This is a genomic window from Hahella sp. CCB-MM4, from assembly GCF_002260525.1.
In the GTDB taxonomy this organism is placed as follows: domain Bacteria; phylum Pseudomonadota; class Gammaproteobacteria; order Pseudomonadales; family Oleiphilaceae; genus Hahella.
Genome location: NZ_MRYI01000011.1, coordinates 116,585 through 140,203 on the forward strand (window position 1 = coordinate 116,585; position 23,619 = coordinate 140,203).

Here is a 23,619-nt window from a genome sequence, read left to right on the forward strand (position 1 = left end):
TCAAAGCCCTCTGCTTTGCGTCAGTGTTTCGTAATTTGCTATAAACGGCATATTATACGTTATCTGGGACTCACCCAGAAACGTTTGATTGGGAATGCAGGAGTTTCGCATCCCGACGCCATAATAACAACTGCACCTCAAGAGACTGGGATGACACCTGTTGAACTGAACAATCAACTCCGCAGCAAGGCCTACTCACTGGCGTCAGTGGTAGCGGCAATACTCGCACTGGGCTCACTGCTCAGCGGTGAATGGCTAATGGTGGGCTTTGCCGTCACCTTTGCCATTCTGTTGACGGCCAACTGGCGATTGAACGCACGCCATGCTGACCAGCCGGCTCCGATGTGGCTGTCCCATGTTATTGTGGGCTTCCTGATCGTCACCACCCTCGCCAGCCTGGTCAAGTACCAGCATACCGCTGAACAGTGGTGTTATATTCTTCCTCTCATCGCCTTTCTGATCTATCGGATCCAGATCGCCACTTTCCTGACTGCCGGCTACTCTATCGCTCTGGCAATTGCCCTGATCGGTTACTACCAGGGCCCGGAAAAGGTACAGCTTTTCTTCATTTATCTGCTGAGCCTGGCCATGACCCTGGCCTTTGTATATCTGAGGGAAATCAAGGAACAACAACTGCGCCCGTTGCGCCGAACCGACAACCTGACCCTGGCCTGTACCCGCGAATACCTGATTCAGGACCTGGACAAGGAAGTGCAAAGAAGCGAACGCGAAGGCACCGACCTGTCAGTGCTGGCTTTGAGTCTGGATACTTCGTCCGTACACCAGGCCACTCAGGAGGATAAAGATCACCTGTTGCACCAGCTGGGCGGACTGTTGCACGAAAATTTGAGACTGTTTGACAGTTACTATCGCTATGAAAGTGTCGATTTCATTATTGTGCTGCCTCACACCGGTTCCAAAGAAGCGAATAAGAAAGCTGCACAGCTGCGTTTAAAGACCCGTCAGGAACTCAGCACCCGGGAGAGTACCGTATCAATCAGTATCGGAGTTTCCACCCTCAACGTTGGCGACACCGCTGAAACCCTGATCGCCAATGCACGCAAAGCCCTGACAGTAGCCAGATCCAAGGGCAACAATCACACCGTCGCCTATCTCGACATTGCCACTACTGAGGAGGCTAACCTTGCTGGCTGAATCCTATCTACGGACCCGGGCACGCATTGCCCTTTACGTTACCAGTGCCTTTCTTCTGTTATTCATGGCTGTCCAGAATGTTCGCTACGGCCTGTACGATCTGTTCTACATGAGCATATTGCTTGCTCCGATCATGCTTATCGGAGCGGTGTATGCCTGGAGTCGCCGTAGTGACCTGAATGCGCACCGGGGCCATCTTTGTGTATTGACCTTTATGCTGATCGTCATTGTGATTCAGTTGGGTCTGGGCGAGACCGCCATCAGCCACTGGCTTTATGGTCTGGGGTTATTCAGCTTTCTACTACTGCCACTCAAGAAGGCCTTTGTTTTCAATATTGCCACCCTTGTTTGCAGCAGCCTGGCATTGTCATTGAACGAAAGTTTCTACATTACGCTCAGATTCGCCACGAGCTATTCGCTGCTGGTTGGGCTGGCAGGGATGTATGCTTACCTTTATCACCATAAATCCCGATTCCTGGTGGAAGTTTCCATCAAAGATCCCACCACCGGGGCCTACAATCTCAAGCACCTGGACTTTACGCTCAAGCAGGAAATCTCACGCTCGGAAACCACCGCTCACCCCCTGTCCATTATCGTCCTGGAGATCGACTTTTTTGATCAGCAGCTGGAAGTCCACGGCCCCAATTTCGCCAACGAACTTCTCGCCGCCTTTGGCCAGCGCTTGCTACAGGCAACCCGGGCCGGCGACAGCATTTACTATGCGGAAAAGGGGCGATTCTATATTTTGCTTCCAGTGACACCCGAGGAAGGCCTTCTGGTCATCGCAGAGCGCTTACGCCGCAGTGTGGAGGAGCAAACCTGGCCAGTCGTGGACAAACTGAGCATATCGATTGGATGTCTTACCCGCTCTGCTGGAGAGGTCGACGACAAGCTTCTTCTGGAACGGACTCAAACCGCTCTGAAACAAGCCCAGAAATCAGGACGCAACAAGGTGATCCTGAGTAAAAAATGATCTTAAGTTAGAAGTGATCTTCAGTAAAAAGAGACCCTAAGCAAAAAGTAATCTTCCAAAGAAGTAAGTTAACTTCTCAATCCCCGCGTCGACCCCATAAAATATGGCGCGGATATATTGATCATCAGGGCATCGGTTAGAGTATGGATTTCAGCGGCTGGGTCAACCAGAGCATCACATGGGTTGGGCAATATCCTGAGCTGCTGGCCATCACCATTTTTCTTGTTTCCTTCCTCGAATCTCTGGTCATTATCGGCATATTTATTCCTGGAGTGGTATTGTTATTCGGTCTCGCCGCACTTTGTGGAGGAGGCGCATTAAGTCTGGAAAGTACACTATTTGCGGCCTTCCTCGGCGCCGTTGCGGGAGATGGACTCAGTTTCTACGTCGGCCGCAGGTACAGTACTCAGACTCAGTCCATATGGCCGCTTACCCGCTATCCCGAGCTGATCATCCAGTCCGAACGTTTTTTTAAGCAGCACGGCGGCAAGAGCGTTGTCATCGGCCGCTTTGTGGGACCTCTACGATGCTTTCTCCCGCTTGCAGTGGGCGCGTTGGGAATGCCTCCCTCCCGATTTATCGCTTTCAATGTCGCTTCGGCAATCGCCTGGGCTCCATGGTATATCCTCCCCGGCTTCCTGGTCGGAGCCGCCATCGACATTGAAACCCCACTCCCCCAGCACTTCTATCCCGTATTGGGCAGCCTGCTTCTCATTATTGTTCTAACAGCGGGGCTCTTTACTCAACTGCACTGGCACCTTCGTCCAAGCGGCTCGTTTTATCGCTGGATCAGCAACCGATTCGAGACGTCAGGATTCGCTCATCGGCTTTGGGACAACCTGTACAGCCTGCGCAATGGTGAAAGGGAATACCCCATCAGTTCCGCACTGCTGTTTACGGGGGGAGTGTTCGGTTTTGCCTTTGTCACTTTGCTAACGCTGTACCTGCCTTCTGTTCAGCAGCTTAACCTGACGGTTGCAGGAGTCCTGACCGACATACATATTCCACTGCTGGACATGATTTTTGTGGGCCTGACACTACTGGGCAATCCCGGATTTCTTTATCTGTTTTTCGGGTGGTTCGTCACTCTTTTGGTTGTTCGACAACGTTTTCATCTGGCGTTTCTTTGCATTCTGGGCGGTCTTTCCGCCCACGCCCTGACGAGCTTCCTGAAAGCCGTCCTGCAAATCCAACGTCCTGACAGTCCGGGCATCCCGGATTCATTTGCCTACCCTAGCGGACACACCAGCGGCGCTATCCTGGTTTATGGATTAATCACCGCCTTTATTGCCCGGGAACGCCTCCCCCACCATCGTTGGGGGATCTATGTCACAGGTGGAATTTGGGTGCTGCTGATTGCCTGCAGTCGGCTATACCTGCAGGTTCACTGGCTAAGCGACATAGTAGGAGGGACATTGCTTGGACTGACGCTCTGTGGTTTGATCAGAACCCTGCAGAGTCCTTACGACCGTCAGCCCGTATGGACAGATAAATGGATTGCGGTATTCGGATTCGGTGCCGCTATTTTGGTGATCAGCTATCTCTTGCTGACTTTCCCTGCGGCAATTGCCAGGTTTCAATTATTCTCAGGCTAGTCATGCCACCAAGTCATGCCGGTCTGTCATACAGGCTAGCCATGAAAGGCATGCTTACTCTGCCAGGACATGTATCAGATAACGGATCTGTTCAAGCCGGTAAACCGGATTATCCAGCGTCAACAGATACTGCTTATCCTGCAACTCCAGCGGCAAGAGTTCTATGAGCCGCCATCCAACTTCCCTGGCATCGGCATAATTGACATCCATTCCAAGAATCCTGACCACCGGATGACGCAACAGCTCTTCCAACAGCTCAGCCAACTCAAAAAAACTGTCCGGTATATCCGACTCGCTTTCCATCGGTACCGGCAGCAGATCGCCTACATAAAGACCATCGTCCTGACGGGTCACATGATGAATCGCCACCTTACTGACACCTTCCACAGTGATACCTAGCAGCCCATTGGGTAACTGTTGAAAGTCCACGACTTTCGCATAGGTACCAACGTCAAACATGCGGACATCGTCTCCCACTTCATTGCCTTCCTTGATCAGCACCACAACAAACCCTGCCTCCTCTTTCAGACAACGTGTAATCATGCTGAGGTAGCGCTGCTCAAATATCTGCAACGGCAGTTTGCCTTTTGGACACAGAACAGTCTTCAGGGGAAACAAGGGCACTTGCTGAAATGACTTGGACGACTCCATGATTTGGTCCTTACGCTATACACCGTTCCCAATTTTCTTATGACCGGCAAACCAAATCCTCCCGGCTTGCCCCTATAAACTTGCCCCTATTAAATAGCACAATAATTTAAAGCCGCCATGCAGGAGACTACTCTGATATTAGTCAGTGATAGATCACTAAGGCAAATTCCCTGCCCTGATCTACCGTCATGAGCCATGCTCGGTTCAGAACGGCGGTTATGTTATAAAGGTGCGGAATTCAATTGAAACAGGGTCACCGACGGGCCCCATACAGTAAAAAACACGGATAGAGCTTTATGACCACTCATGATCACATCAGCCAGATTTTCGGCCTGGCCGGCGTCGACATACGAGAGAATGCCAAAGCCAAACGCTGGGCCGGTTATCTTGAGTGGCCCATGATACTTGTGGCGTTGTGGATCATTGTGTCCTGGTATCTGGAAGCAGGCCATCACCTGACGAAGGCTGTGATCGGCTTAACTGACTGGATTGTCTGGCTGTTTTTCCTGGCGGAAACAATCATTCTGGCCAGTCTGGTCGATAAAAAACTCAATTACCTTAAACGCAACTGGATCAATCTGGTCATCATCATATTCGGGTTCCCGCTGATTTGGTGGTATTTCCCTTTCACAGGCGCCCTACGTACATTGCGGATTCTGGCCATGCTCGGGTTGTTTCTGCAAATATCCAAGACCACAAGAAAACTACTATCCCAACACAATCTTGGCACCACACTAGCCCTGGGGTTCATCATGATCATCATGGCGGGCTTTATCGTGGCAGGAATAGAGCCGTCTATCGATACCCCTATGGATGGTATTTGGTGGGCACTGGTCACTATGTCGACCGTTGGTTATGGGGATATTGTTCCAGAGAGTACTGCCGGAAGACTCTTTGCTTCAATACTCATCATTATCGGCCTGGGCATGATATCGGTATTGACCGCCAGCTTTGCGGCCTTTTTCCTCAGCGAAGAAGAAGGTCAGTTGCGCCGTAAAGAAAACGAAATTCTTCGGAAGATCAACCATCTTGAAGACGAATTGGCGGAGATGCGCACTCTGCTGGAAGAAGTGGCTGGCAGGAAAACACCTCCTACTCAACCAACCTCCAGAAAAAGATCTAAGAAAAAGGAACCTGATTGAGATGGATTGCTGAAGGTAACACTCAGCGTAATATCGATTGCATGCCCTCAATTTCCTCGCGGGCCATCTGCATGACCTGCAGACTGCGCTGAGGGGAAAGCTCACCCAACGCCAGTTTATGGAACGCAGGGATCTGATCCATCTGGGGTATGGCCGCATGCTCCGGCTTACCGATGAAAGCATGGACTTGCGCGACTATCACAATATCGGCATAGCTGGGCTTGTCATTACCGGAATCATAACGATAGTTCTCTGCCTGCCGGGCTGCTTCAACAAACACATCCGGGAACCCCCAGTTTTCAAGCAAAGCACATCCGATTTCCTCCCTCACTTCAGGGATAATCGCCTCCAACATGTCCTGATGGGTGCGCAATACAGGGTGCTCCTCCGCATACTTGATGACGGGAACCACACCGATATCGTGGAGAATGCCCGCCAGCATGGCTTGCTCTGGTTTTAGTCCCGGCGTCATCCGGGCCAGCACAAACGCGATACTGCCCACTTCCATGGTGTGCTTCCAAAGGGCAGACATTTTCTTCTGCAGAAGTTCGTATTTGCTCTTGAACAATTCACGCAGGGTAAAAATAGTGATCAATTGACGAGTGGCATCCAGCCCCAGGCGCACAACCGCATCTTCACAGCTCTCAATTTCTTTAAAGCCCCGATATAGCGGGCTGTTGGCTGCATGAATCAATTTGGCAGTGATGGAAGGATCGCGCATGATGGCCTTGGCGACATCCACAATGTTGCAGTCATTCTGCTCCGTCATGGTTCGAATCCGCATAGCCATATCCGGAAGACTGGGCAGGCTTAAACGATGGGCATTGAGATCCTGATAAAAAGACGACACAAGGGCATATGCCGGATTGTCCGCATGTTCCATCGCCGTCCCGGCTTCACTCATAGAGAATTCCTGCGGGGCATTCTTGAGCATTTGAGTCAGCGTCGGCTGATCGACAATCAACATGGTGGATTGTTTGACGGCTGTCACGGTGAATTGGCGCGGCTGAAGGTGGGCAATAGGCTGACGCGCCCTCTCTGAGCCTGCAGCGACCTGGACACTACGCCCGTCCTGAGCTTCGAGCTTCACCTCTCCCTCTAGGAGATAATAGTCAGAACTGTCACGGCTGCCGCGCTCAAGTATGACCTGTCCCCGCCGATACTCCCTCGAATCAGCTCGGGATGCCAATACGATCAACTGCTCGTCAGACAACTTTTCCAATAGGGTGAAGTGTTTCAGCGCTTCCAGATTATGTTTGAGGTCTTCCATCAGGATTCCATTTCTCTCATCGATTTCGAATCCGGCACAACCTGCCACCGGTAAGACTGTTATAGCAAAGATTTTAGAATTGCGTGCGCCTGAAAACCATTTAACTCACCAGGCACAATTAAATTACTACGGATATAAACCGAATACCACCAGACTCATATGACATCTTCAATACGCCCGTTCCCCGCGTATAGCAGGCATTTATAGAAAAAACTATTAATGCTATTCTTCCCGATCTGATCCCATTTCAATCAGGATGTACGGAGCACGACATGCCGACCTATCGTTCAGCGACAACAACAAAAGGCCGCAATATGGCCGGAGCCCGGGCCTTGTGGCGGGCTACCGGGATGAAATCAGAAGATTTCGACAAGCCCATCATTGCCGTAGCCAACTCTTTTACCCAATTCGTGCCAGGGCACGTGCATCTGAAAGACCTGGGACAACTGGTCTGCCGGGAAATCGAAGCAGCAGGCGGCGTCGCCAAAGAATTTAATACCATCGCGGTGGATGACGGCATAGCCATGGGACATGACGGCATGCTCTACAGCCTGCCCTCCCGCGAGATCATTGCCGATTCTGTGGAATACATGGTGAACGCCCATTGTGCCGACGCCCTGGTTTGTATTTCCAACTGTGACAAGATCACCCCGGGAATGCTGATGGCCTCACTGCGCCTCAACATTCCGACGATTTTTGTTTCCGGCGGCCCAATGGAAGCAGGCAAAACCAAACTGGCAGAACATAAGCTGGATCTGGTTGATGCCATGGTCATTGCGGCTGACTCCAATGCGTCCGACGAACTGGCAGATGAATATGAACGTTCAGCCTGCCCTACCTGCGGTTCCTGCTCCGGTATGTTTACTGCGAACTCCATGAACTGCCTGACTGAGGCGATCGGACTCTCCCTTCCCGGGAACGGCACAATGCTGGCCACCCATGCAGACCGTGAACAGTTATTCCTGGAAGCGGCCCGCCGTATTGTCGGCATCACCCGCCAATACTACGAAGAGAACGATGAGTCAGTCCTGCCCCGCTCCATAGCCAGTCTCAAGTCCTTTGAAAATGCGATGACTCTGGATATCGCCATGGGCGGTTCCACCAATACCATTCTCCATCTGTTAGCTGCCGCGCAAGAAGCAGAAGTAGACTTCAGCATGACCCACATCGACCAGCTATCCCGCAAAGTCGGTCAGTTCTGCAAAGTGGCTCCCAACACCCCCAAATATCACATAGAAGATGTGCACCGCGCCGGCGGCATTATGGGGATCCTGGGTGAACTTGAACGCGCAGGGCTTCTGCATACGGATGTCCCCACGGTACACAGCAAGACGTTGCTGGACGCCATTAATGAGTGGGACATCGTCAGAACCCAGGAAGAAGCCATTCGGACTTTCTACAAGGCAGGTCCCGCCGGCATTCCCACACAAACAGCTTTCAGCCAGTCAACCCGCTGGTCATCTCTCGACCTGGATAGGGAAAACGGCTGTATTCGTAACCTTGAGCATGCTTTCAGTAAGCAAGGCGGCCTGGCAGTACTGTACGGCAATATTGCAGAAGACGGCTGTATTGTTAAGACAGCCGGGGTCGATGACAGCATTCTGGTCTTTAAAGGCAAAGCAAGAATATTTGAAAGCCAGGACGATGCGGTTAAGGGCATTCTTGCGGATCAAGTCAAAGAAGGTGATATCGTCATTATCCGTTATGAAGGACCTAAGGGCGGTCCCGGGATGCAGGAAATGCTGTATCCCACCAGTTACCTGAAATCAAAAGGCCTGGGCAAAGCCTGCGCACTGCTAACTGATGGCCGATTCTCCGGAGGTACTTCCGGGCTGTCGATTGGACATTGTTCCCCTGAGGCTGCCGCAGGGGGAGCCATCGGGCTGATTGAGGAAGGGGATACCATTTTGATCGACATCCCCAACCGTACGATCAATGTCGACCTGAGTTCTGAAGAATTGGAGAATCGTCGTTCTGCCATGGATGCCAAAGGCGATGAGGCGTGGAAGCCTGCTGCGACCCGTCCACGAAAAGTGACTACAGCCCTGAAAGCCTACGCTCTTCTGGCAACATCCGCGGACAAAGGCGCTGTCCGGGATAAATCTTTGCTGTAATCCAACTCCCCTAATCTAACACCCTAACCCGTCCATCGGGTTAGGGTTTCGTTTCCCTGTACCACCTGCCTTCGCTATTTCTGAGACTCAAGTAGCGCCTTAGCCTTATTGAACTCCGGATAGGTATTTCCGGCAGCTACAGCAGCCTCCAGTTCAACCAGAGCCTCACGGGACCGGTCCAGTTTAAGCAGGGTGTAGCCCAGGTGATAACGAATTTCGCCACTTCTGGCATCAACGCTATACGCGTTCCGCAGATATGGCAGGGCTTCCTTATACTTGTCCTGGCGGGCCAAAATCCATCCCACGGTATCCAGCAATGCAGGATTTTTCTCATCTTTTTCCAACCCCTGGGTTGCTGTCTGCAGCGCTTTATTGAGGTCCGAATTTGCGTAGATGTTGGCCAGATTATTCAAAATAGCTGGATCATCTCCCAATCCAGGCACTTTTCTAAGCTGCTCATAATGACCTTGAGCCTGATCAAGCATGCCCCGGTTAAGATAGCTGTCTGCAAGCAGCTTTCTCATCCAGGGCTTGGCATTAGCGGACTTCACTTTGCTTTCCATAGTGGAAGCAAATTGCTCTTCCCCTACTTTGTTGAGGGTGAGCTGGTACAGATTAAACCAGGGAGCCGGGTTTTCCGGGTCAAGCTTCACTACTTCATAGTATGCTTTCCTGGCTCTATCATGCTCTCCCCGTGACCGGGCAATATCCCCCTCCAACAAAACCACCGGAGCCTGACGACCAAACTTACTTTCAATTTTCTCGACAAGGTCCGACACCATATCAAGCTTGCCCTGGGCAAAATACATCCGTGCCAGATCAAGCTGAAGATTGAGCGAGGTGGGCGCTAACTGGACCGCTTTTTCCATGCTCTCAAGCGCTGCATCGGTCATTCCGGCTGTCATTTGGAGTCTGGCGAGGTAGCCCAGATTGACTGCATCGTCACTCCAGATACTGTGCAGTATTTTCAAATAACGGTCAGCCTCACTCTGCCGCCCCAACTTAACCAGGCCATTCACCAGCTCAACAAGATAAGTCGCATTCAATCGATCAACTTTGTTAAGTTGCCGAGCCGTTTCCAGAGCTTCCACCCAGTTCTGCTGCTGCTTATAGATAGAGAGCTTGGTTTCCAACGCCTCCGGATTGGCAGCATCATAGACCAACACTTTATTTGTCCAACTCAAGGCATTTTCAAGTTTCCCAGCCTGTTGATCTATACGCGCCATAAGCAGATAAGACGGCGTGTGCTGTTCATTTTTCTTGAGAATGCCTGAAAGAATTCCCCGTGACTCATCCATCCTGTTGAGTGATTTTAAAGCGATCGCTTTGTTAAAGAGAGCACTAAGTTCAGAGCTATCCTGAGCCAACACCTGTTCAATGTAGGTCATCGCAAGATCCGTCTTTCCTGCCCTCAGATAAACTGCCGCGATATAGTTCAGCGCCTCTGTCTGATCCACATTGCGGGAAGCAAAATCATTTGCAATTGCCATGGCAGCATCCAGCTGATTCAACTGCACCAACAACTCCCCACGCAACAAGGCAAAAGATACCGGCTCAGCTTCCTTAAATTTCACTGAATTCAATAAATCCAATGCCTGCTGTGGACGCCTGCGCCCCTTCTCAACCAGGGCTTTCAGATAGATGACAAAGGAGCTGTCAGGATATTTGGATGCCAGCGAGGCCAGCAGTTGATCTGCCGACAACAGCTTTCCTTCCTGGATATACAACTGCACCAGCCGAAACTGCAGCCCGGAGTCCGCCTCGATATCATGACGCCTTGACTCCAGCACCTCTCGGGCTTTACGAGCATTCCCACCTTTGATGTACACCTCGGTTAGCATGCGCAATGCAGCCAGGTTGGTGGGTTCATGGGACAAATATAATTCCAGCTGTTGTTTAGCTTTTTCCAGGTTCCCCTGGATAAACTCCGAAGCCCCCTGAATGAAGATCAGTGAAGCGTCCTGTGCCAGCTCAGGGTCATCGAGCAGGGACAACTGGGCGGTAAGATCCGCCAGAGACTGCTTGGCCACATCATAGTCATTATCTTCAATCAACAGCCATGCATTGATTAACGTCGCTGCCGGATCATTCGGAGACTGACTAAGGATCAGATTGATATAACGCTTCACTTCAGCGCGATTATCCAGCTTCAAATAGACAGAGACCAAACTGCGCAGGACACGGGGATCATCGCTATCCTTATCATAAGCGGCCAGATAATTCGCCAGAGCCTCATCGGTATTCCCTTTTCGAAGTGCCAGGTCACCGCTCAGCACCAGCGTCTTCTCATTACGACTGTCGATATCCAACGACCGCTTGATAATCAGATCGGCTTTATCCAGCCACCCAAGTTTCAAGTACAACGTTGCCAGCGTATTCATACCTCTGACACTGTCCGGCATTTCCTTTATCGCCTGCTCGAACTGCATCTGCGCGAGCGTTTCATCTTCCTTGACCAGATAGGCCTGCCCCTTCAACAGAGCCAACTCGAATTTGTTTTGCTTGGTCAGTTTTGAGCTGTATTTTTCCAGGTTCAGAACAGCATCTGCTTTTTCCTGCAATATCAGTGCACTTCCCAACATCGGAAGCAGCAGATTGATGTCTGCACCCAGGTTCAGGGCGTCAGTAAGCTCTTGTTCAGCCGCAGGCATATTGCCCGCATTGAGATACACTTTGCTCAGCAGAATTTTGGATGGCAGGTGATCCGGATCTTTCTGGAGGGCATTCTTCAAGTAGATATACGCCTCGTTGGGGTTATTCTCATTGAATGCCCTGGTAGCCAACTCATAGTTGTCTACCACATCATCAGCGTAAGCAGAGAATGAGAACAGAAAAAGTAAGAGTGTAAACGTAACTGACAAAATATTTTGCTGCTGCATATTCAGTATCGAAGTTCTGCGAGAGGAATTGGAATGATAAAAGCCTTAGCTAAACAGATAGTTTTAGACCAACATTGTTTAACCGGCCAAATAAAAAAGGCGAAACGTTGTTTCGCCTTTAACATCGGAACACTGAAAGGAATTAAGCCTTCGCTTTTTTCCGTCTTGCTACAAGACCAGCAAAACCCGCTGCCAGAATTGCCAGTGTACCTGGCTCAGGTACGTCGGTCGGAGGCGGAGTGCTTGTAGTTCCCTTGATAGCTTTCAGCTTCATTCCATCATGATATGCCGTACCGAGAGCACCACCGTAAGTATCGCCACCGGTAAATATCGGGTTATACGCTCCGATGAGCCAGTATTTGGAGGTAACATCAGTAGTTACGGCCTGATAGCTATAGTCACTTACGTTGCCGTAATGAGCGATTGTCGACCACCCATCATTGAAAACGCTTGACCAGGTATCACCGGAACCAAAACTGAAATCACCCGCGCCGGTAAATGCCGCCAAGGTAATATCAGCCTGTCCACCACTGTTCTCTTCTGTCGCCCAACCGATTGAGAATCCTTCCAAATCGATGGCTTCTTCAAAAGACAACAGGACCATATCATAGTCACCGTCAAAGTTGTCGATTGAGTGAGAAGGCACAGACGTGTCCTCGTCACGATTACGCAACATCAGGCCATAGCTGCTGTTATAGGTTAATTGTCCGCTCTGGATTTCAGCGTCCCCGGAACCTGTAGTATCCGCCCAGCCAGACAACTGGAGGTCGTTACCATCAGCCCCATTAACGGTCATTACATTTCCATAATTATAATTATTGAATGAACCGCTATTGAGATTCCAGGTTTGGGTCGCTGCCATGGCTGGAACAGCCACGAGCGATCCTGCCACGATCAATAGCTTATTAAAGGTTTTCATATTTTAAGTCTCCCGCTTAACATCCTACTAAAAGCAAGAAATTAGCCAATAATTAAATTTCCCATGAAAAATAGTAAGGAAAATTTAATAAATCAAAGTAATAATTGGCTTTGTGTAAAAAAAAATGACAGAAAAATAGCTTAACTAATTCATTTTTTTGACAGTGGAACGACGATGGCGCTGTTCACATCAGACTGTAGATCGCTTATATACGACGAAATCATGCTCAAACTGATTCTTCTCGTCAGCCTCCTGGGGTTGTCGACTGACCTCTTCCCATTCCTCCGAGAGTTCGGAGAAGTACGCATCGCCCTCAGGACTGGCTTTCACCTCAGTCAGGTACACCGTTGAGGCCAGCCCCAAGCCCTGCTGGTATAGTTCAGCGCCGCCGATCAGCATGACTTCATCCGCGTCATGAACGGCTTCAAGCGCCTGCGACAGGGAATGCACCACCACAACATTATCCGCCCGCCATTCAGGATTTCGTGTCACTACGATATTGGTTCTTCCCGGTAACGGCCTGCCGATAGACTCATATGTCTTGCGCCCCATAATAATAGGCTTCCCCATGGTCACCCGCTTGAAGTATTGGAGATCATTGGATAACCGCCAGGGTAACTGGTTATTCATACCAATGACGCCATTTTCAGCTCTGGCGACGATTAAGGATAACTTAGGTAAGGGCATCAGGAACTTTCTCCAATTAATATCCAAAGACTCCCCGGCAATGTCCACAGGCTACCGGCAAAATTACCGCCGGCACCATAGAAATCACACTGCGACAGGGGCCTTTATGTGCGGGTGAGGATCATAACCCGTAATCTCAAAATCCTCGAACTGGTAGTCAAACAACGTTTCGGGGCGGCGCTTGATTTCAAGCTTAGGCAAGGGCCTCGTCTCTCTCTCCAGCTGTTCTTTAGCCTGCTCACGATGGTTCTTGTACAGATGAACATCGCCTCCGGTCCAGACAAAGTCTCCCACATCCAAATCGCATTGCTGGGCAAACATGTGGGTTAACAGCGCGTAACTGGCAATATTGAACGGCACTCCCAAAAATATGTCCGCGCTGCGCTGATAGAGCTGGCATGACAAACGCCCGTCGGCCACATAGAACTGGAACATTGCATGACAGGGAGGAAGAGCCATTTGATCCACAAAAGCCGGATTGTACGCAACCACCATATGACGGCGGGAATCCGGATTATTCTTTATTTGCCGCAATACGTTGCTGATCTGGTCGACATGTTCACCATTGGGCGCCGGCCAGCTTCGCCACTGATAACCGTATACCGGACCCAGCTCACCATTCTCATCAGCCCATTCATCCCAGATGGAAACTCCGTTGTCCTTCAGATAACGAATATTGGTATCCCCGTTGAGAAACCAGAGCAGCTCATAAACGATTGAGCGAATATGCAGCTTTTTCGTGGTGAGTAATGGAAAGCCCTGTTGCAGGTTGAAACGCATCTGATAGCCAAATGTGCTCAACGTGCCTGTGCCGGTACGATCAGTCTTATCATTTCCGTGATCCCGGACGAACCTCATCATGTCGAGGTATTGCTGCATTCTACTTACCTTTAATCTACTTACTTTTAAAGTTTAACTTACCTTTAAGCTTTAACTTTTAGCCTTTGCCAACCTTCACGGCCGCCGCAGGTGGAGAGGTTTCCACCTGATGAAACTTCAATCCCCAGCCGATAAACAACAGGCCCACGATCACCATGGGCATGGACAGTAATTGCCCCTCCGTCAGCCATCCCCAAGCCAGATATCCTATGTGAGCGTCTGGCTCGCGAACAAACTCCACCAATATACGGAAGATGCCGTAACACAACAGGAACAACCCTGAGACCGTCATACGTGGACGAGGCTTACGCGAGAAAAACCACAAAATACAGAAAAGAGCCACACCCTCAAGAGCAAACTGATATAGCTGTGAGGGATGTCTGGCAAGACCTAGCGGGTCCCGCGGGAATACCATAGCCCATGGCACATCCGTCGGCCTGCCCCACAGTTCTCCGCCGATAAAATTGCCCAGTCTTCCCATCCCCAAACCAATAGGGACCAGCGGAGCGACAAAGTCAGCAACCTGAAAGAATTTCAGCCCAAGCGACCGACCATACAGCCACATGGCAACGATGACTCCAATCAATCCTCCATGAAATGACATTCCACCGGTCCATACCTCGAACAGCCAGAGTGGGTCATCCAGGAACTTACCAAAGTTGTAAAAGAATACGTATCCCAGCCGCCCTCCCAATACAACTCCCAGAGCGCCCCAGAATATCAGGTCCGCAACCTGCAGTTCCTGCAATGGAGTATAGGGCTTGCGAGCGCGGAGTTTACCCAGCCACCAGGCAGCACCAAAACCAATCAGATACATAATACCGTACCAGTGGATTTGCAGTGGTCCCAAAGATATCGCTACAGGATCAATATCAGGATAATCAAACCAGCGTTCCGTCACAGTGCCCCCCAGGCTTGGTATAAGAATCTTCCACCAACAATAAACAGAAGAATAGAAAATATGCGTTTCAAAGTTGTGCTCGGCAGTTTATGCGCCAGTCGGGCACCCAGTCGGGCAAAGGGTACGCTGGTCAGCACAATCCCGACCAACGCTGGTAAATAGATGAATCCCAGGCTCCAGTCCGGCAGCACAGATTCACCATAGCCCTCATAAATATTGGTTAAAGCGCCCATGACAGCGATCGGGAAACCGCAGGCGGCTGAAGTCCCCACAGCCTGCTGCATACGAACATTACACCAGGTGAGATAAGGAACGGACAGAGAACCTCCTCCGATACCGAATATCGCAGAAGCCCATCCTATACCACCCCCAACGGCAGTCAGCATACCGTTCCCCGGCAGTTCACGGTGGGGCTTGGGCTGTATCGCCAGCGCCATTTTAATACCGATGACTACTGCGAAAATTCCAATGATCAGACGCAAAACCATGCCTGATAACATGCCAGCAGTGAACACACCAACCATGGAGCCAACCACCAGCCCTATTGCCATCGGCTTGAATACGGACCAGAGAACAGCCTGCTTATCATGGTGAGTTTTTATGGAGGATAAAGAAGTGAACACGATCGTCCCGAGGGAGGTTCCCACCGCTAAATGAGTGGCAACAGACGGGTCGACTTTAAGAATATCGAAGCTGAATATCAGTACCGGAACGATGACCAAACCGCCCCCGATACCAAATAAACCGGCCAGTACACCCGCCAGGGCGCCTAACACCATGTATGCTACAAATACCATCACGCCCTCATCTCAGGCTCGTTTCACAGCCCAACTACCGGGCGCCGGAAAAATGAAAGCTGGTATGATACACAAATTCAGTTACATCGACATGAGCGTTTTATAATGTGTCTGATATTTGCCGCCTTCCAAACTCATCCGGATTATCCCCTGGTGGTAGCAGCTAACCGGGATGAGTTCTACGCCCGTCCAACCCAGGCGCTGCACCGCTGGACAGACAATCCTGAGATCTATGCCGGAAGGGACTTACAGGAAGGCGGAACCTGGATGGGGCTGCACCAGCAGGGTCGTTTTGCCGCCGTCACCAACTACCGGTCCGGCGCTGCCGCCACAGCACCGAGATCACGCGGCAACCTGGTTAAAGACCTCTTGAATACGCCGTCCCAACTGGAGTTCATTCAATCAGAACTTGCCGAAACCGCCCAGGAATACGGAGGTTTCAATACCCTGAGTTATGATGGGAAGCAATTAATATATTGCAGCAATCGGCACTCTGAGCATTTTCAGATACTGGCCCCCGGTTATTATGGATTGAGCAATGGATTGCTGAATTCCGATTGGCCCAAAATCAGCCGTGGAATGCCAATATTTAAAGAAGCCCTGCAAAACGGATCATTACCAGCCCCCCCAAAACTTGATCGAATATGGGATTTGCTGGCAGACAAACTGACTGCGGCCGACGAAGAACTCCCGGACACAGGTATCAGCCTCGAGTGGGAAAAGCTTCTATCCTCTCGATTTATTCGCTCAGAGAACTACGGCACCCGAGCCAGTACGATTGTACTTTGGAAAGGTGATCGGACGGCAGCAATGATAGAGCGGAATTTTGGCGAAGAAGGATATGTGGGCGAAGAAAGTCTTTTAATCCGATTCCATCCGGATTGAAAGTAACTCAGCTCTGTTGGCGATTTCTCGCTTCGCGCCTGCGCTTCAACTCTTTGGTCTGGCATCTGAGCACATGCTGAATCAGCACTTCCTGCGCCTCTTCCTGTAAATGGGTGAAGTCCGCACGGATCAAAAATGAAGACTCGCTTTCCGATTCCTCACTTTGCGCCTCCCCGCCTTCAGTCGCCTCGCTCTCCAGATTTTCACAGGCAATAACTGTCGCCCCGATGGTCAGCTCCACCATGGTGGGATAGAGTCTCAAATGCAGCTGCAATGGGGACCCCACAAAAACCGGCTCTACTACTTTGAAGGCAATGCCACATGCACTGATATTGACGGAGGCTGAGGGCTGGTTGGTGAAGTCATGACTGGAGCCCACCTCCATATCACTCTCCAGCATATTGATCTTCTGATTGAACAACGCCAGAACTTCCGCAATTTCAGAGGACTGTTGACGAACTTTCTCCAGAGCAATATGCACATCATTTTCCAACTTCAACCATTGCGCTGAACGGCTGCGGAGGGAGGTTCCCGACTCCACCAGTTCCCCGATCTGGACAACACGGAAGCTTAGATCAAGCGTATCGTTAACCCGAAAATACCGTCTACGCTCATGATTTTGCTTATTCATACAACTCTCCGGGATTACAGATGGGGGAGGTCAACTCCAATTAGAAAATTTCATCGGGCGACAGTCCACCCCAATCATTCAATTCACCTTCCGGTATCACCCCGGGAGCTGCTTCCCTCGCTTGTCTTATTTCCTCCTTGGTCTGCTCATCCAAAGGCTGCTGAAGAATGATCTCCACCCTCCGGTTCCGTGCACGATTCTCAGGGCTGTCATTGGGTACCAGGGGACGCGTATCCGCGTATCCGCCGACATTAAAGCGCGACTGATCCAACTGACCTGACTCAAACAGGGCGTGGGCCACTTCCAAAGCCCGCTGGGCGGATAAATCCCAGTTGGAGCGAAAACGGGCAGTATGAATGGGAATACTGTCGGAATGCCCTTCCACCGAGACAGACCCTTCCATCTCAGCCAGTAAATCAACCAGTTTATCGATCACCGGATAAAACTCCGGATTCAGGTCCGCCGAGCCTGACTCAAATGAGCCTTTTTCCTGAACTCTGATAACAATCTTGCGTCCGCGGGTTTCAACTTCCACTTGGTTATTCCGGACTTCCTGCTCCAGCGCTGAAGCCATGGTGATCGCGTCATTCTCAGTCTCTTCGACCAGCATCTTGATCTTCTCAAGCACGATATCACTGAGCTCCTGCCCCTGGACCTTGGGGCACTCTTCTTTTAATGCTTTTTCCACTTCCTCGTCACAGATCTGCTCAAGGTTAGGCAGATCGGTAATCGTGGTCTGCTGCATAACGGTCTGAATAGGAGAGGGGTCGGGCTTACCCGGGCTGAATTCCTGGGCAATCACACTGGTGCCTTTAGGGATAGCGGTGACATTAATCACGTTTTGCACCCCAAAGGCCTCCCGCATGGACCCAGCCAATCGCTTAAATTTCAGAACATCCATTTCCGAAAACGACAATAGCAACACAAAAAAGCACATCAGCAGGGACATGAGGTCTGCGAAGGTTGCCATCCAGGCAGGAAGACCCGGTGGGCAGTCGCATTTTTTCTCTTCTTCGTCACTCATCAGGCACTACTCGACTGTTCTCATCCACGCTATCAAGCAGCCTCTTCAGCCACCTGCCGCTTCCCTTCCGGCAGATAAGTTCGCAACATGGTTTCAATCACTCGTGGATTCTGTCCTGCCTGTATTGCCAGCAGCGCATCGATCACCATGGACTTAATGCGCTCCTCCTCCGACATTCGCAGTTTGAGCTTGTCAGCAATAGGAATGGCAACCATGTTGGCCAGCATCGCGCCATAAAGCGTGGTAAGCAACGCAACCGCCATGGCCGGACCAATCGATTTGGGGTCATCCATATTGGACAGCATGGCCACCAACCCTACCAAGGTTCCGATCATGCCCATCGCCGGGGCCACATCCCCCATTGCCCCAAACACAGCCGCCCCCTGAGAGTGCCGCTCCACAGCCAGGTTCTTGTCCTTACTCATGAGAGAGCGTACGACATCAGCATCATGGCCATCGATTAACAGCTGAATCCCCTTGGCCAGAAACTGATTGGGAATTTCCTTACCTTCCAGTGACAGCAGTCCGCCTTTCCTTGCCGCATCTGCCAGCTCAACTACAGACTCAATCAACTCTTCAGGTTTATCGAGTTTGAACATAAACGCTTTCGTCGCAACCTTTCCTGCCCCCAGAAACTGTCCCAGTGAAAACTTCATCAATGCAACAAGGATGGTACCTACGAAGACAATCAGGATGGAGGGCACATCTACAAACATGGCAATTGAGCCGCCAAGCAACATTGCCATGGCTACAATGGCCAATCCCCCAAGAAGGCCCAGCAGGGTCGCTAAATCCACTTATCACTCCTATTCAGAGAAAATAATAAATCATTCATTTATTTGCTGACATTCAGCTGCAGTTGAGAGAATCACGAAAAGTATAGTCAGGGTTTGGAAAAATTTCTGTATTTTCCAAACCTTAGTCGATTGAGTAAAGAAATCGATAGCAACATCCAACTGTTCACTTATACGTTTTTTGTAATTGACCCGCCCTCACGGCTGCGGTAGGGTTAGCGCAGCTGTATCCACCAGCCATTTTTCTTGTAGTACAGTTCAGTGAAACCATGAGCAAAACACCTTCGACTACCTCGAACTTTGAAGACTCCCTCGCCCGGCTTGAAGAGCTGGTAAATAAACTTGAGCAGGGCGAATTGAATCTGGAAGATGCTTTAGTCGCATTTGAAGAAGGCGTTCAACTTACCCGTCAATGTCAGCAAGCATTAAAAAATGCGGAACAGAAGGTGACACAACTGGCGGACGATCAAAACTCCGGCGCTGAAAAGCCTTTTGATGAGCAAAATGGTGAGTAACAACCTTCTCGCTGATTTCACCAGCTTTTCCAACCACCACCGCCAACTGATAGACCAATACCTGGAGCATATGCTGCCTTCCCCTCAAGGCGCTCAACATCGCCTCCGGGAAGCTATGCGTTACAGCGTGCTCAACGGCGGCAAGCGTGTTCGTCCCCTCCTGGTTTTTGCAACCATTGAAGCACTGGGCTTCAATACCGAACTGGGACTGGCCCCTGCGGCTGCAGTGGAACTGATCCATTCATACTCACTTGTCCACGACGATCTTCCCGCCATGGACGATGATGATCTCAGACGAGGCAAGCCCACCTGCCATATCGCTTATGATGAAGCCACAGCCATACTGGTTGGTGATGCGCTGCAAGCTCTCGCTTTTCAGCACATTGCCGGCGCTACAGATATTCCGACAGACCATCGCATTGCCATGATCAACGAACTGGCAACTTCAAGCAGCGATACCGGAATGGTAGGTGGCCAGGCTATTGATCTTGCTGCCGTCGGACAAACTCTGACACTTGACGAGCTGGAGCAGATGCACCTGAACAAAACCGGCGCGATCATTGAAGCCAGTGTTGTGCTCGGAGCAATGTCATGCCAAATGAGTGATGCCACACTCATCAAACATCTTCGCACCTTTTCACAGGCTATTGGCCTCGCATTCCAGGTGCGCGATGATATTATTGATATTGAAAGCGATACCCATGAATTGGGCAAAACCCAGGGTAAGGACGCGGCAAACAACAAGCCGACCTACACCAGCCTACTCGGCATTGACGGGGCGAAAGCCAAAGCAACCCAGCTATTCGAAACAGCACAGGAAAGCCTGGAACGACTTGATCTGCAAGGCTCAAGATTGGAGCAGCTGGCATCTTTCATCGTTGAGCGAACTTACTAAGATTTCTCGACATTTCTGTCATTTTTACTGCTAATTCTGGCAAATTAAGGCGATCTCCCCCATTCTCTGTGTCAGACGGTGTGATTAGCCTTAACTTCGCTTATAATGTGCGGCGAATTTGATCTTATGGATACCAGACAGCCGTTGGCCATGCAGAAGCCCTACGTTTTCCAAGAAATCCCGACCCGCCGCCCCAATACTCCATTATTGGACCGGATAGATACTCCAGCCCAGTTGCGCCTGCTCAACGACAGCGAACTGTTGCGTCTGGCCCATGAGTTACGGGCTTTTCTGCTGTACAGTGTCGGCCAGACCGGCGGGCACTTCGGCGCAGGCCTGGGGGTCGTAGAGCTGACCATCGCCCTGCATTATATTTTCAACACCCCCGAAGACCGTCTGGTGTGGGACGTGGGTCATCAGGCCTATCCCCACAAGATCCTCACAGGACGCCGCGAACAAATGTCCAGCATCAGGCAAAAAGATGGCCTGGCAGCATTTCCCAATCGCGAAGAAAGCCCCTACGACACTTTTGGTGTGGGTCATTCCAGCACCTCGATCAGTGCCGCATTGGGAATGGCCATCGCCGCTCGCATGCAGCAGAAGCAACGCAAAGCCATTGCGGTAATCGGCGACGGTGCAATGACTGCTGGAATGGCTTTTGAAGCCCTCAACCATGCGGCTGATACCGGGGCGGACCTGCTGGTTATCCTGAATGACAATGACATGTCCATCTCCCACAATGTTGGGGGATTATCCAACTATTTCGCTAAAATTCTGGCATCCAAGACATACAATAGTGTACGGGACAGCGGCAAGCGGGTGTTACAAAGCACTCCCGGCCTGATGGAATTTGCGCGAAAGACTGAAGAGCATTTTAAAGGGATGGTCGCTCCGGGAACTCTGTTTGAGGAACTCGGGTTTAACTATATCGGCCCAATAGACGGCCACGACCTCCCTCTGTTGGTGGAAACTCTTGGTAACATTAAAGAGTTAAGCGGCCCTCAATTTCTTCATGTGGTTACTCAGAAGGGCAAGGGGTTTGCCCCGGCAGAATCAGACCCTATCGGCTATCACGCGATCAACAAGATCGAACCTAAGCCCAACGTCCAGGACACACAACCCCAAGTCGCCAAAAAGCCCAAGTATTCCAATGTTTTTGGTCAATGGCTATGCGACATGGCTGCTGCTGACGAACGCTTGGTCGGCATCACACCGGCGATGTGTGAAGGGTCCGACTTATTGGAGTTTTCCAGGCAGTATAAGGACAGATACTACGATGTCGCCATTGCCGAACAGCATGCAGTGACACTTGCAGCCGGCTTGGCCTGCGATGAAGCCAAACCTGTCGTTGCCATTTATTCAACCTTCCTGCAAAGAGCGTATGACCAGTTGATTCACGATGTGGCCATACAGAATCTTGACGTGCTCTTTGCCATCGACCGCGCCGGCCTGGTGGGAGAAGACGGACCTACGCATGCCGGAAGTTTCGACCTTACCTTTCTGCGCTGTATTCCCAACATGGTGATTATGGCTCCGTCGGATGAAGACGAAACCCGCAAGCTACTGTCTACTGGCTACCACTTTTCCGGCCCAGCGGCTGTTCGCTACCCCAGAGGCACGGGACCAGGGGCAATTATCGAAGACTCGCTTGAAGCCGTAGAAATCGGCAAAGCCCGACAGATTCGCGAAGGTAGCAAAGTAGCCATCTTAGCATTCGGCACGCTACTCGAGGCAGCCAGACCCGTTGCCGAAGCCAATAACTACACTCTTGTCGACATGAGATTCGTCAAACCGCTGGATGTCGAGACCATACTCTCCTGTGCTGCTCAGCATGAGCTGCTGGTCACTTTGGAGGAAAACAGTATTCAGGGCGGTGCAGGTGCAGGTGTCGTGGAATTTCTGGCCCAATCTGCTGTCAGCATTCCAACACTGATGCTGGGCCTGCCCGATCAGTTCATTGAGCACGGCAAACCAGCTGAACTGCATGAAGAAACAGGACTGAATACCAAGGGAATCGCCGACAGTATTGCCCGTCGACTCAAGTTGCTGGATATTACCGAAGAAAAGACCGGCACATTGAACTAAACCGGAGACTACGCCGGGGTCAAACCACTCCCCGGCAGTGATTGGCATTGCGAATCCGAGCAGCCAAAGTTACATCTTCCTGCTGGCGCGCGAAGTAAATTACTTCTGAGCTTCTGAGACCAACTCAGCCGGGTCTTCATCATCCTGGTGAGTTGTCAGCCAATGCCCGAGCTTACCTGCCTTGGTCGCCAGATAATGCTGATTGTGGGGATTTCGACCCACTTCCAATGAGACCCGCTCCACAACATCAATACCCAACTGACGCAGCGAATCCACTTTTCTTGGATTATTCGTCATTAATCTGATTCGACTGATCCCAAGATGCTCAAGCATCGGCTTGCAAATGGTGTAATCCCTCAGGTCTGCTGCAAAGCCTAACCTCTCATTGGCTTCTACCGTATCCGCGCCCTGATCCTGAAGTCTGTACGCCTTAATCTTGTTCAGTAGACCAATACCACGACCTTCCTGGCGCAGGTAAAGCAGAATCCCTTGTCCTTCTGCGGCAATGCTGCGCAAAGCCTCATCCAGCTGGTATCCACAGTCACAGCGCATACTAAACAGTGCATCTCCAGTGAGACATTCGGAATGGGTGCGGGCAAGAATAGGATCAGAAGACTTAATATTTCCCAGGGTCAGTGCAATATGCTCTTTCTGGGTCCCATCTTCCTGAAATCCATGCATGTCAAAGACACCAAAAGGAGTCGGCAATTTACAACTGGCTATATAAGTGACTGACACTCATGGACCCTCTGAACCTGATTGGGGCGCCGATTTTAGCAGATCGGCGACGAACTCCCAACTTTTGATACTTTCACCAATATTGATATT

The 23,619-nt window shown here is 50.8% G+C and carries 21 protein-coding genes; 9 read left to right on the plus strand and 12 right to left on the minus strand.

Annotated elements, in window-relative coordinates:
* The first annotated feature begins 150 nt into the window (after positions 1-150).
* The 3 genes from BTA51_RS18260 to BTA51_RS18270 all read left to right on the plus strand — a co-directional run bounded on the left by BTA51_RS18260 (position 151) and on the right by BTA51_RS18270 (position 3,723).
* The gene (locus BTA51_RS18260; RefSeq protein WP_094709858.1) at positions 151-1,155 is read left to right on the plus strand and encodes a diguanylate cyclase domain-containing protein; all 1,005 of its coding nucleotides are present in this window, start codon (positions 151-153) and stop codon (positions 1,153-1,155) included.
* The gene (locus BTA51_RS18265) at positions 1,145-2,128 is read left to right on the plus strand and encodes a GGDEF domain-containing protein (protein WP_094709860.1); all 984 of its coding nucleotides are present in this window, start codon (positions 1,145-1,147) and stop codon (positions 2,126-2,128) included. The genes BTA51_RS18260 and BTA51_RS18265 overlap by 11 nt, the downstream gene beginning before the upstream one ends.
* 143 nt (positions 2,129-2,271) lie before the next feature.
* A complete protein-coding gene (locus tag BTA51_RS18270) occupies positions 2,272-3,723 on the plus strand; it encodes a bifunctional DedA family/phosphatase PAP2 family protein (protein WP_094709862.1) in 1,452 nt (483 codons plus the stop codon).
* Positions 3,724-3,777: 54 nt separating this feature from the next.
* Here the strand turns inward: BTA51_RS18270 and BTA51_RS18275 are convergent, their stop codons facing one another.
* Complete coding sequence (locus tag BTA51_RS18275) at positions 3,778-4,374, minus strand: LON peptidase substrate-binding domain-containing protein (RefSeq protein ID WP_094709864.1); 597 nt, start codon at positions 4,372-4,374, stop codon at positions 3,778-3,780.
* Positions 4,375-4,670: 296 nt separating this feature from the next.
* Here BTA51_RS18275 and BTA51_RS18280 point away from each other — a divergent pair, with 296 nt between their 5' ends.
* On the plus strand, positions 4,671-5,516 hold the full coding sequence (locus BTA51_RS18280; RefSeq protein ID WP_094709866.1) for a potassium channel family protein: 846 nt from the start codon (positions 4,671-4,673) through the stop codon (positions 5,514-5,516).
* Between the two features lie 22 nt (positions 5,517-5,538).
* Here BTA51_RS18280 and BTA51_RS18285 read toward each other — a convergent pair whose 3' ends face one another.
* Positions 5,539-6,786, minus strand: coding sequence for an HDOD domain-containing protein (locus tag BTA51_RS18285; RefSeq protein WP_094709868.1), 1,248 nt, complete (start codon positions 6,784-6,786; stop codon positions 5,539-5,541).
* Positions 6,787-7,058: 272 nt separating this feature from the next.
* Here BTA51_RS18285 and ilvD point away from each other — a divergent pair, with 272 nt between their 5' ends.
* The gene (ilvD, locus tag BTA51_RS18290) at positions 7,059-8,900 is read left to right on the plus strand and encodes a dihydroxy-acid dehydratase (RefSeq protein ID WP_094709870.1); all 1,842 of its coding nucleotides are present in this window, start codon (positions 7,059-7,061) and stop codon (positions 8,898-8,900) included.
* Positions 8,901-8,974: 74 nt separating this feature from the next.
* Here the strand turns inward: ilvD and prsT are convergent, their stop codons facing one another.
* The 6 genes from prsT to BTA51_RS18320 all read right to left on the minus strand — a co-directional run bounded on the left by prsT (position 8,975) and on the right by BTA51_RS18320 (position 15,962).
* Positions 8,975-11,761 (minus strand): XrtA/PEP-CTERM system TPR-repeat protein PrsT, encoded by a 2,787-nt coding sequence (prsT, locus tag BTA51_RS18295; RefSeq protein WP_168188214.1) that lies wholly within the window; start codon positions 11,759-11,761, stop codon positions 8,975-8,977.
* 160 nt (positions 11,762-11,921) lie between these two features.
* Positions 11,922-12,698, minus strand: coding sequence for an exosortase-dependent surface protein XDP1 (xdp1, locus tag BTA51_RS18300; protein ID WP_094709874.1), 777 nt, complete (start codon positions 12,696-12,698; stop codon positions 11,922-11,924).
* Positions 12,699-12,887: 189 nt separating this feature from the next.
* On the minus strand, positions 12,888-13,385 hold the full coding sequence (locus BTA51_RS18305) for a dihydrofolate reductase (protein ID WP_094710014.1): 498 nt from the start codon (positions 13,383-13,385) through the stop codon (positions 12,888-12,890).
* Positions 13,386-13,469: 84 nt separating this feature from the next.
* The gene (thyA, locus tag BTA51_RS18310) at positions 13,470-14,264 is read right to left on the minus strand and encodes a thymidylate synthase (protein WP_094709876.1); all 795 of its coding nucleotides are present in this window, start codon (positions 14,262-14,264) and stop codon (positions 13,470-13,472) included.
* Positions 14,265-14,322: 58 nt separating this feature from the next.
* Positions 14,323-15,165, minus strand: coding sequence for a prolipoprotein diacylglyceryl transferase (gene lgt, locus BTA51_RS18315; RefSeq protein ID WP_094709878.1), 843 nt, complete (start codon positions 15,163-15,165; stop codon positions 14,323-14,325).
* Entirely contained in the window at positions 15,162-15,962 is an 801-nt protein-coding gene (locus BTA51_RS18320) for a sulfite exporter TauE/SafE family protein (RefSeq protein ID WP_094709880.1), read from the minus strand. The genes lgt and BTA51_RS18320 overlap by 4 nt, the downstream gene beginning before the upstream one ends.
* Positions 15,963-16,067: 105 nt before the next feature.
* On the opposite strand from BTA51_RS18320, the gene BTA51_RS18325 reads away from it, so the two are divergent.
* Entirely contained in the window at positions 16,068-16,847 is a 780-nt protein-coding gene (locus tag BTA51_RS18325) for an NRDE family protein (RefSeq protein WP_094709882.1), read from the plus strand.
* A 7-nt stretch (positions 16,848-16,854) separates the two neighbouring features.
* Here the strand turns inward: BTA51_RS18325 and BTA51_RS18330 are convergent, their stop codons facing one another.
* The 3 genes from BTA51_RS18330 to pomA are packed head-to-tail and all read right to left on the minus strand — an operon-like array spanning position 16,855 to position 19,299.
* Positions 16,855-17,478, minus strand: a complete 624-nt coding sequence (locus tag BTA51_RS18330; protein ID WP_094709884.1) for a hypothetical protein — start codon at positions 17,476-17,478, stop codon at positions 16,855-16,857.
* A 40-nt stretch (positions 17,479-17,518) separates the two neighbouring features.
* Positions 17,519-18,502 carry a flagellar motor protein MotB gene (locus BTA51_RS18335; RefSeq protein WP_094709886.1) on the minus strand — a complete coding sequence of 328 codons (984 nt, stop codon included), beginning with the start codon at positions 18,500-18,502 and terminating at the stop codon, positions 17,519-17,521.
* Positions 18,503-18,534: 32 nt separating this feature from the next.
* On the minus strand, positions 18,535-19,299 hold the full coding sequence (gene pomA, locus BTA51_RS18340) for a flagellar motor protein PomA (protein ID WP_094709888.1): 765 nt from the start codon (positions 19,297-19,299) through the stop codon (positions 18,535-18,537).
* 266 nt (positions 19,300-19,565) lie between these two features.
* Here pomA and BTA51_RS18345 point away from each other — a divergent pair, with 266 nt between their 5' ends.
* From BTA51_RS18345 to dxs, 3 genes are all read left to right on the plus strand, one after another.
* Positions 19,566-19,811: an exodeoxyribonuclease VII small subunit gene (locus BTA51_RS18345; RefSeq protein WP_094709890.1), complete on the plus strand. Its 246-nt coding sequence runs from the start codon at positions 19,566-19,568 to the stop codon at positions 19,809-19,811.
* Positions 19,792-20,706 carry a polyprenyl synthetase family protein gene (locus BTA51_RS18350; RefSeq protein ID WP_246841086.1) on the plus strand — a complete coding sequence of 305 codons (915 nt, stop codon included), beginning with the start codon at positions 19,792-19,794 and terminating at the stop codon, positions 20,704-20,706. Before BTA51_RS18345 ends, BTA51_RS18350 begins: the two co-directional genes overlap by 20 nt.
* A 150-nt stretch (positions 20,707-20,856) precedes the next feature.
* A complete protein-coding gene (gene dxs, locus BTA51_RS18355) occupies positions 20,857-22,791 on the plus strand; it encodes a 1-deoxy-D-xylulose-5-phosphate synthase (RefSeq protein WP_094710016.1) in 1,935 nt (644 codons plus the stop codon).
* Between the two features lie 99 nt (positions 22,792-22,890).
* Here the strand turns inward: dxs and ribA are convergent, their stop codons facing one another.
* Entirely contained in the window at positions 22,891-23,529 is a 639-nt protein-coding gene (gene ribA, locus BTA51_RS18360) for a GTP cyclohydrolase II (RefSeq protein WP_094709894.1), read from the minus strand.
* Between the last annotated feature and the right edge of the window lie 90 nt (positions 23,530-23,619).

What these genes read in the sequence shown, in the direction of transcription:
- dxs (WP_094710016.1), top strand. Translation starts at nt 20,857, where the DNA reads ATGCAGAAGCCCTACGTTTTCCAAGAAATCCCGACCCGCCGCCCCAAT.
- BTA51_RS18270 (WP_094709862.1), top strand. Translation starts at nt 2,272, where the DNA reads ATGGATTTCAGCGGCTGGGTCAACCAGAGCATCACATGGGTTGGGCAA.
- BTA51_RS18350 (WP_246841086.1), top strand. Translation starts at nt 19,792, where the DNA reads ATGAGCAAAATGGTGAGTAACAACCTTCTCGCTGATTTCACCAGCTTT.
- BTA51_RS18260 (WP_094709858.1), top strand. Translation starts at nt 151, where the DNA reads ATGACACCTGTTGAACTGAACAATCAACTCCGCAGCAAGGCCTACTCA.
- BTA51_RS18285 (WP_094709868.1), bottom strand. Translation starts at nt 6,786, where the DNA reads ATGGAAGACCTCAAACATAATCTGGAAGCGCTGAAACACTTCACCCTA.
- BTA51_RS18320 (WP_094709880.1), bottom strand. Translation starts at nt 15,962, where the DNA reads ATGGTATTTGTAGCATACATGGTGTTAGGCGCCCTGGCGGGTGTACTG.
- xdp1 (WP_094709874.1), bottom strand. Translation starts at nt 12,698, where the DNA reads ATGAAAACCTTTAATAAGCTATTGATCGTGGCAGGATCGCTCGTGGCT.
- ilvD (WP_094709870.1), top strand. Translation starts at nt 7,059, where the DNA reads ATGCCGACCTATCGTTCAGCGACAACAACAAAAGGCCGCAATATGGCC.
- BTA51_RS18275 (WP_094709864.1), bottom strand. Translation starts at nt 4,374, where the DNA reads ATGGAGTCGTCCAAGTCATTTCAGCAAGTGCCCTTGTTTCCCCTGAAG.
- thyA (WP_094709876.1), bottom strand. Translation starts at nt 14,264, where the DNA reads ATGCAGCAATACCTCGACATGATGAGGTTCGTCCGGGATCACGGAAAT.
- BTA51_RS18330 (WP_094709884.1), bottom strand. Translation starts at nt 17,478, where the DNA reads ATGAATAAGCAAAATCATGAGCGTAGACGGTATTTTCGGGTTAACGAT.
- BTA51_RS18280 (WP_094709866.1), top strand. Translation starts at nt 4,671, where the DNA reads ATGACCACTCATGATCACATCAGCCAGATTTTCGGCCTGGCCGGCGTC.
- BTA51_RS18325 (WP_094709882.1), top strand. Translation starts at nt 16,068, where the DNA reads ATGTGTCTGATATTTGCCGCCTTCCAAACTCATCCGGATTATCCCCTG.
- BTA51_RS18305 (WP_094710014.1), bottom strand. Translation starts at nt 13,385, where the DNA reads ATGCCCTTACCTAAGTTATCCTTAATCGTCGCCAGAGCTGAAAATGGC.
- BTA51_RS18345 (WP_094709890.1), top strand. Translation starts at nt 19,566, where the DNA reads ATGAGCAAAACACCTTCGACTACCTCGAACTTTGAAGACTCCCTCGCC.
- BTA51_RS18335 (WP_094709886.1), bottom strand. Translation starts at nt 18,502, where the DNA reads ATGAGTGACGAAGAAGAGAAAAAATGCGACTGCCCACCGGGTCTTCCT.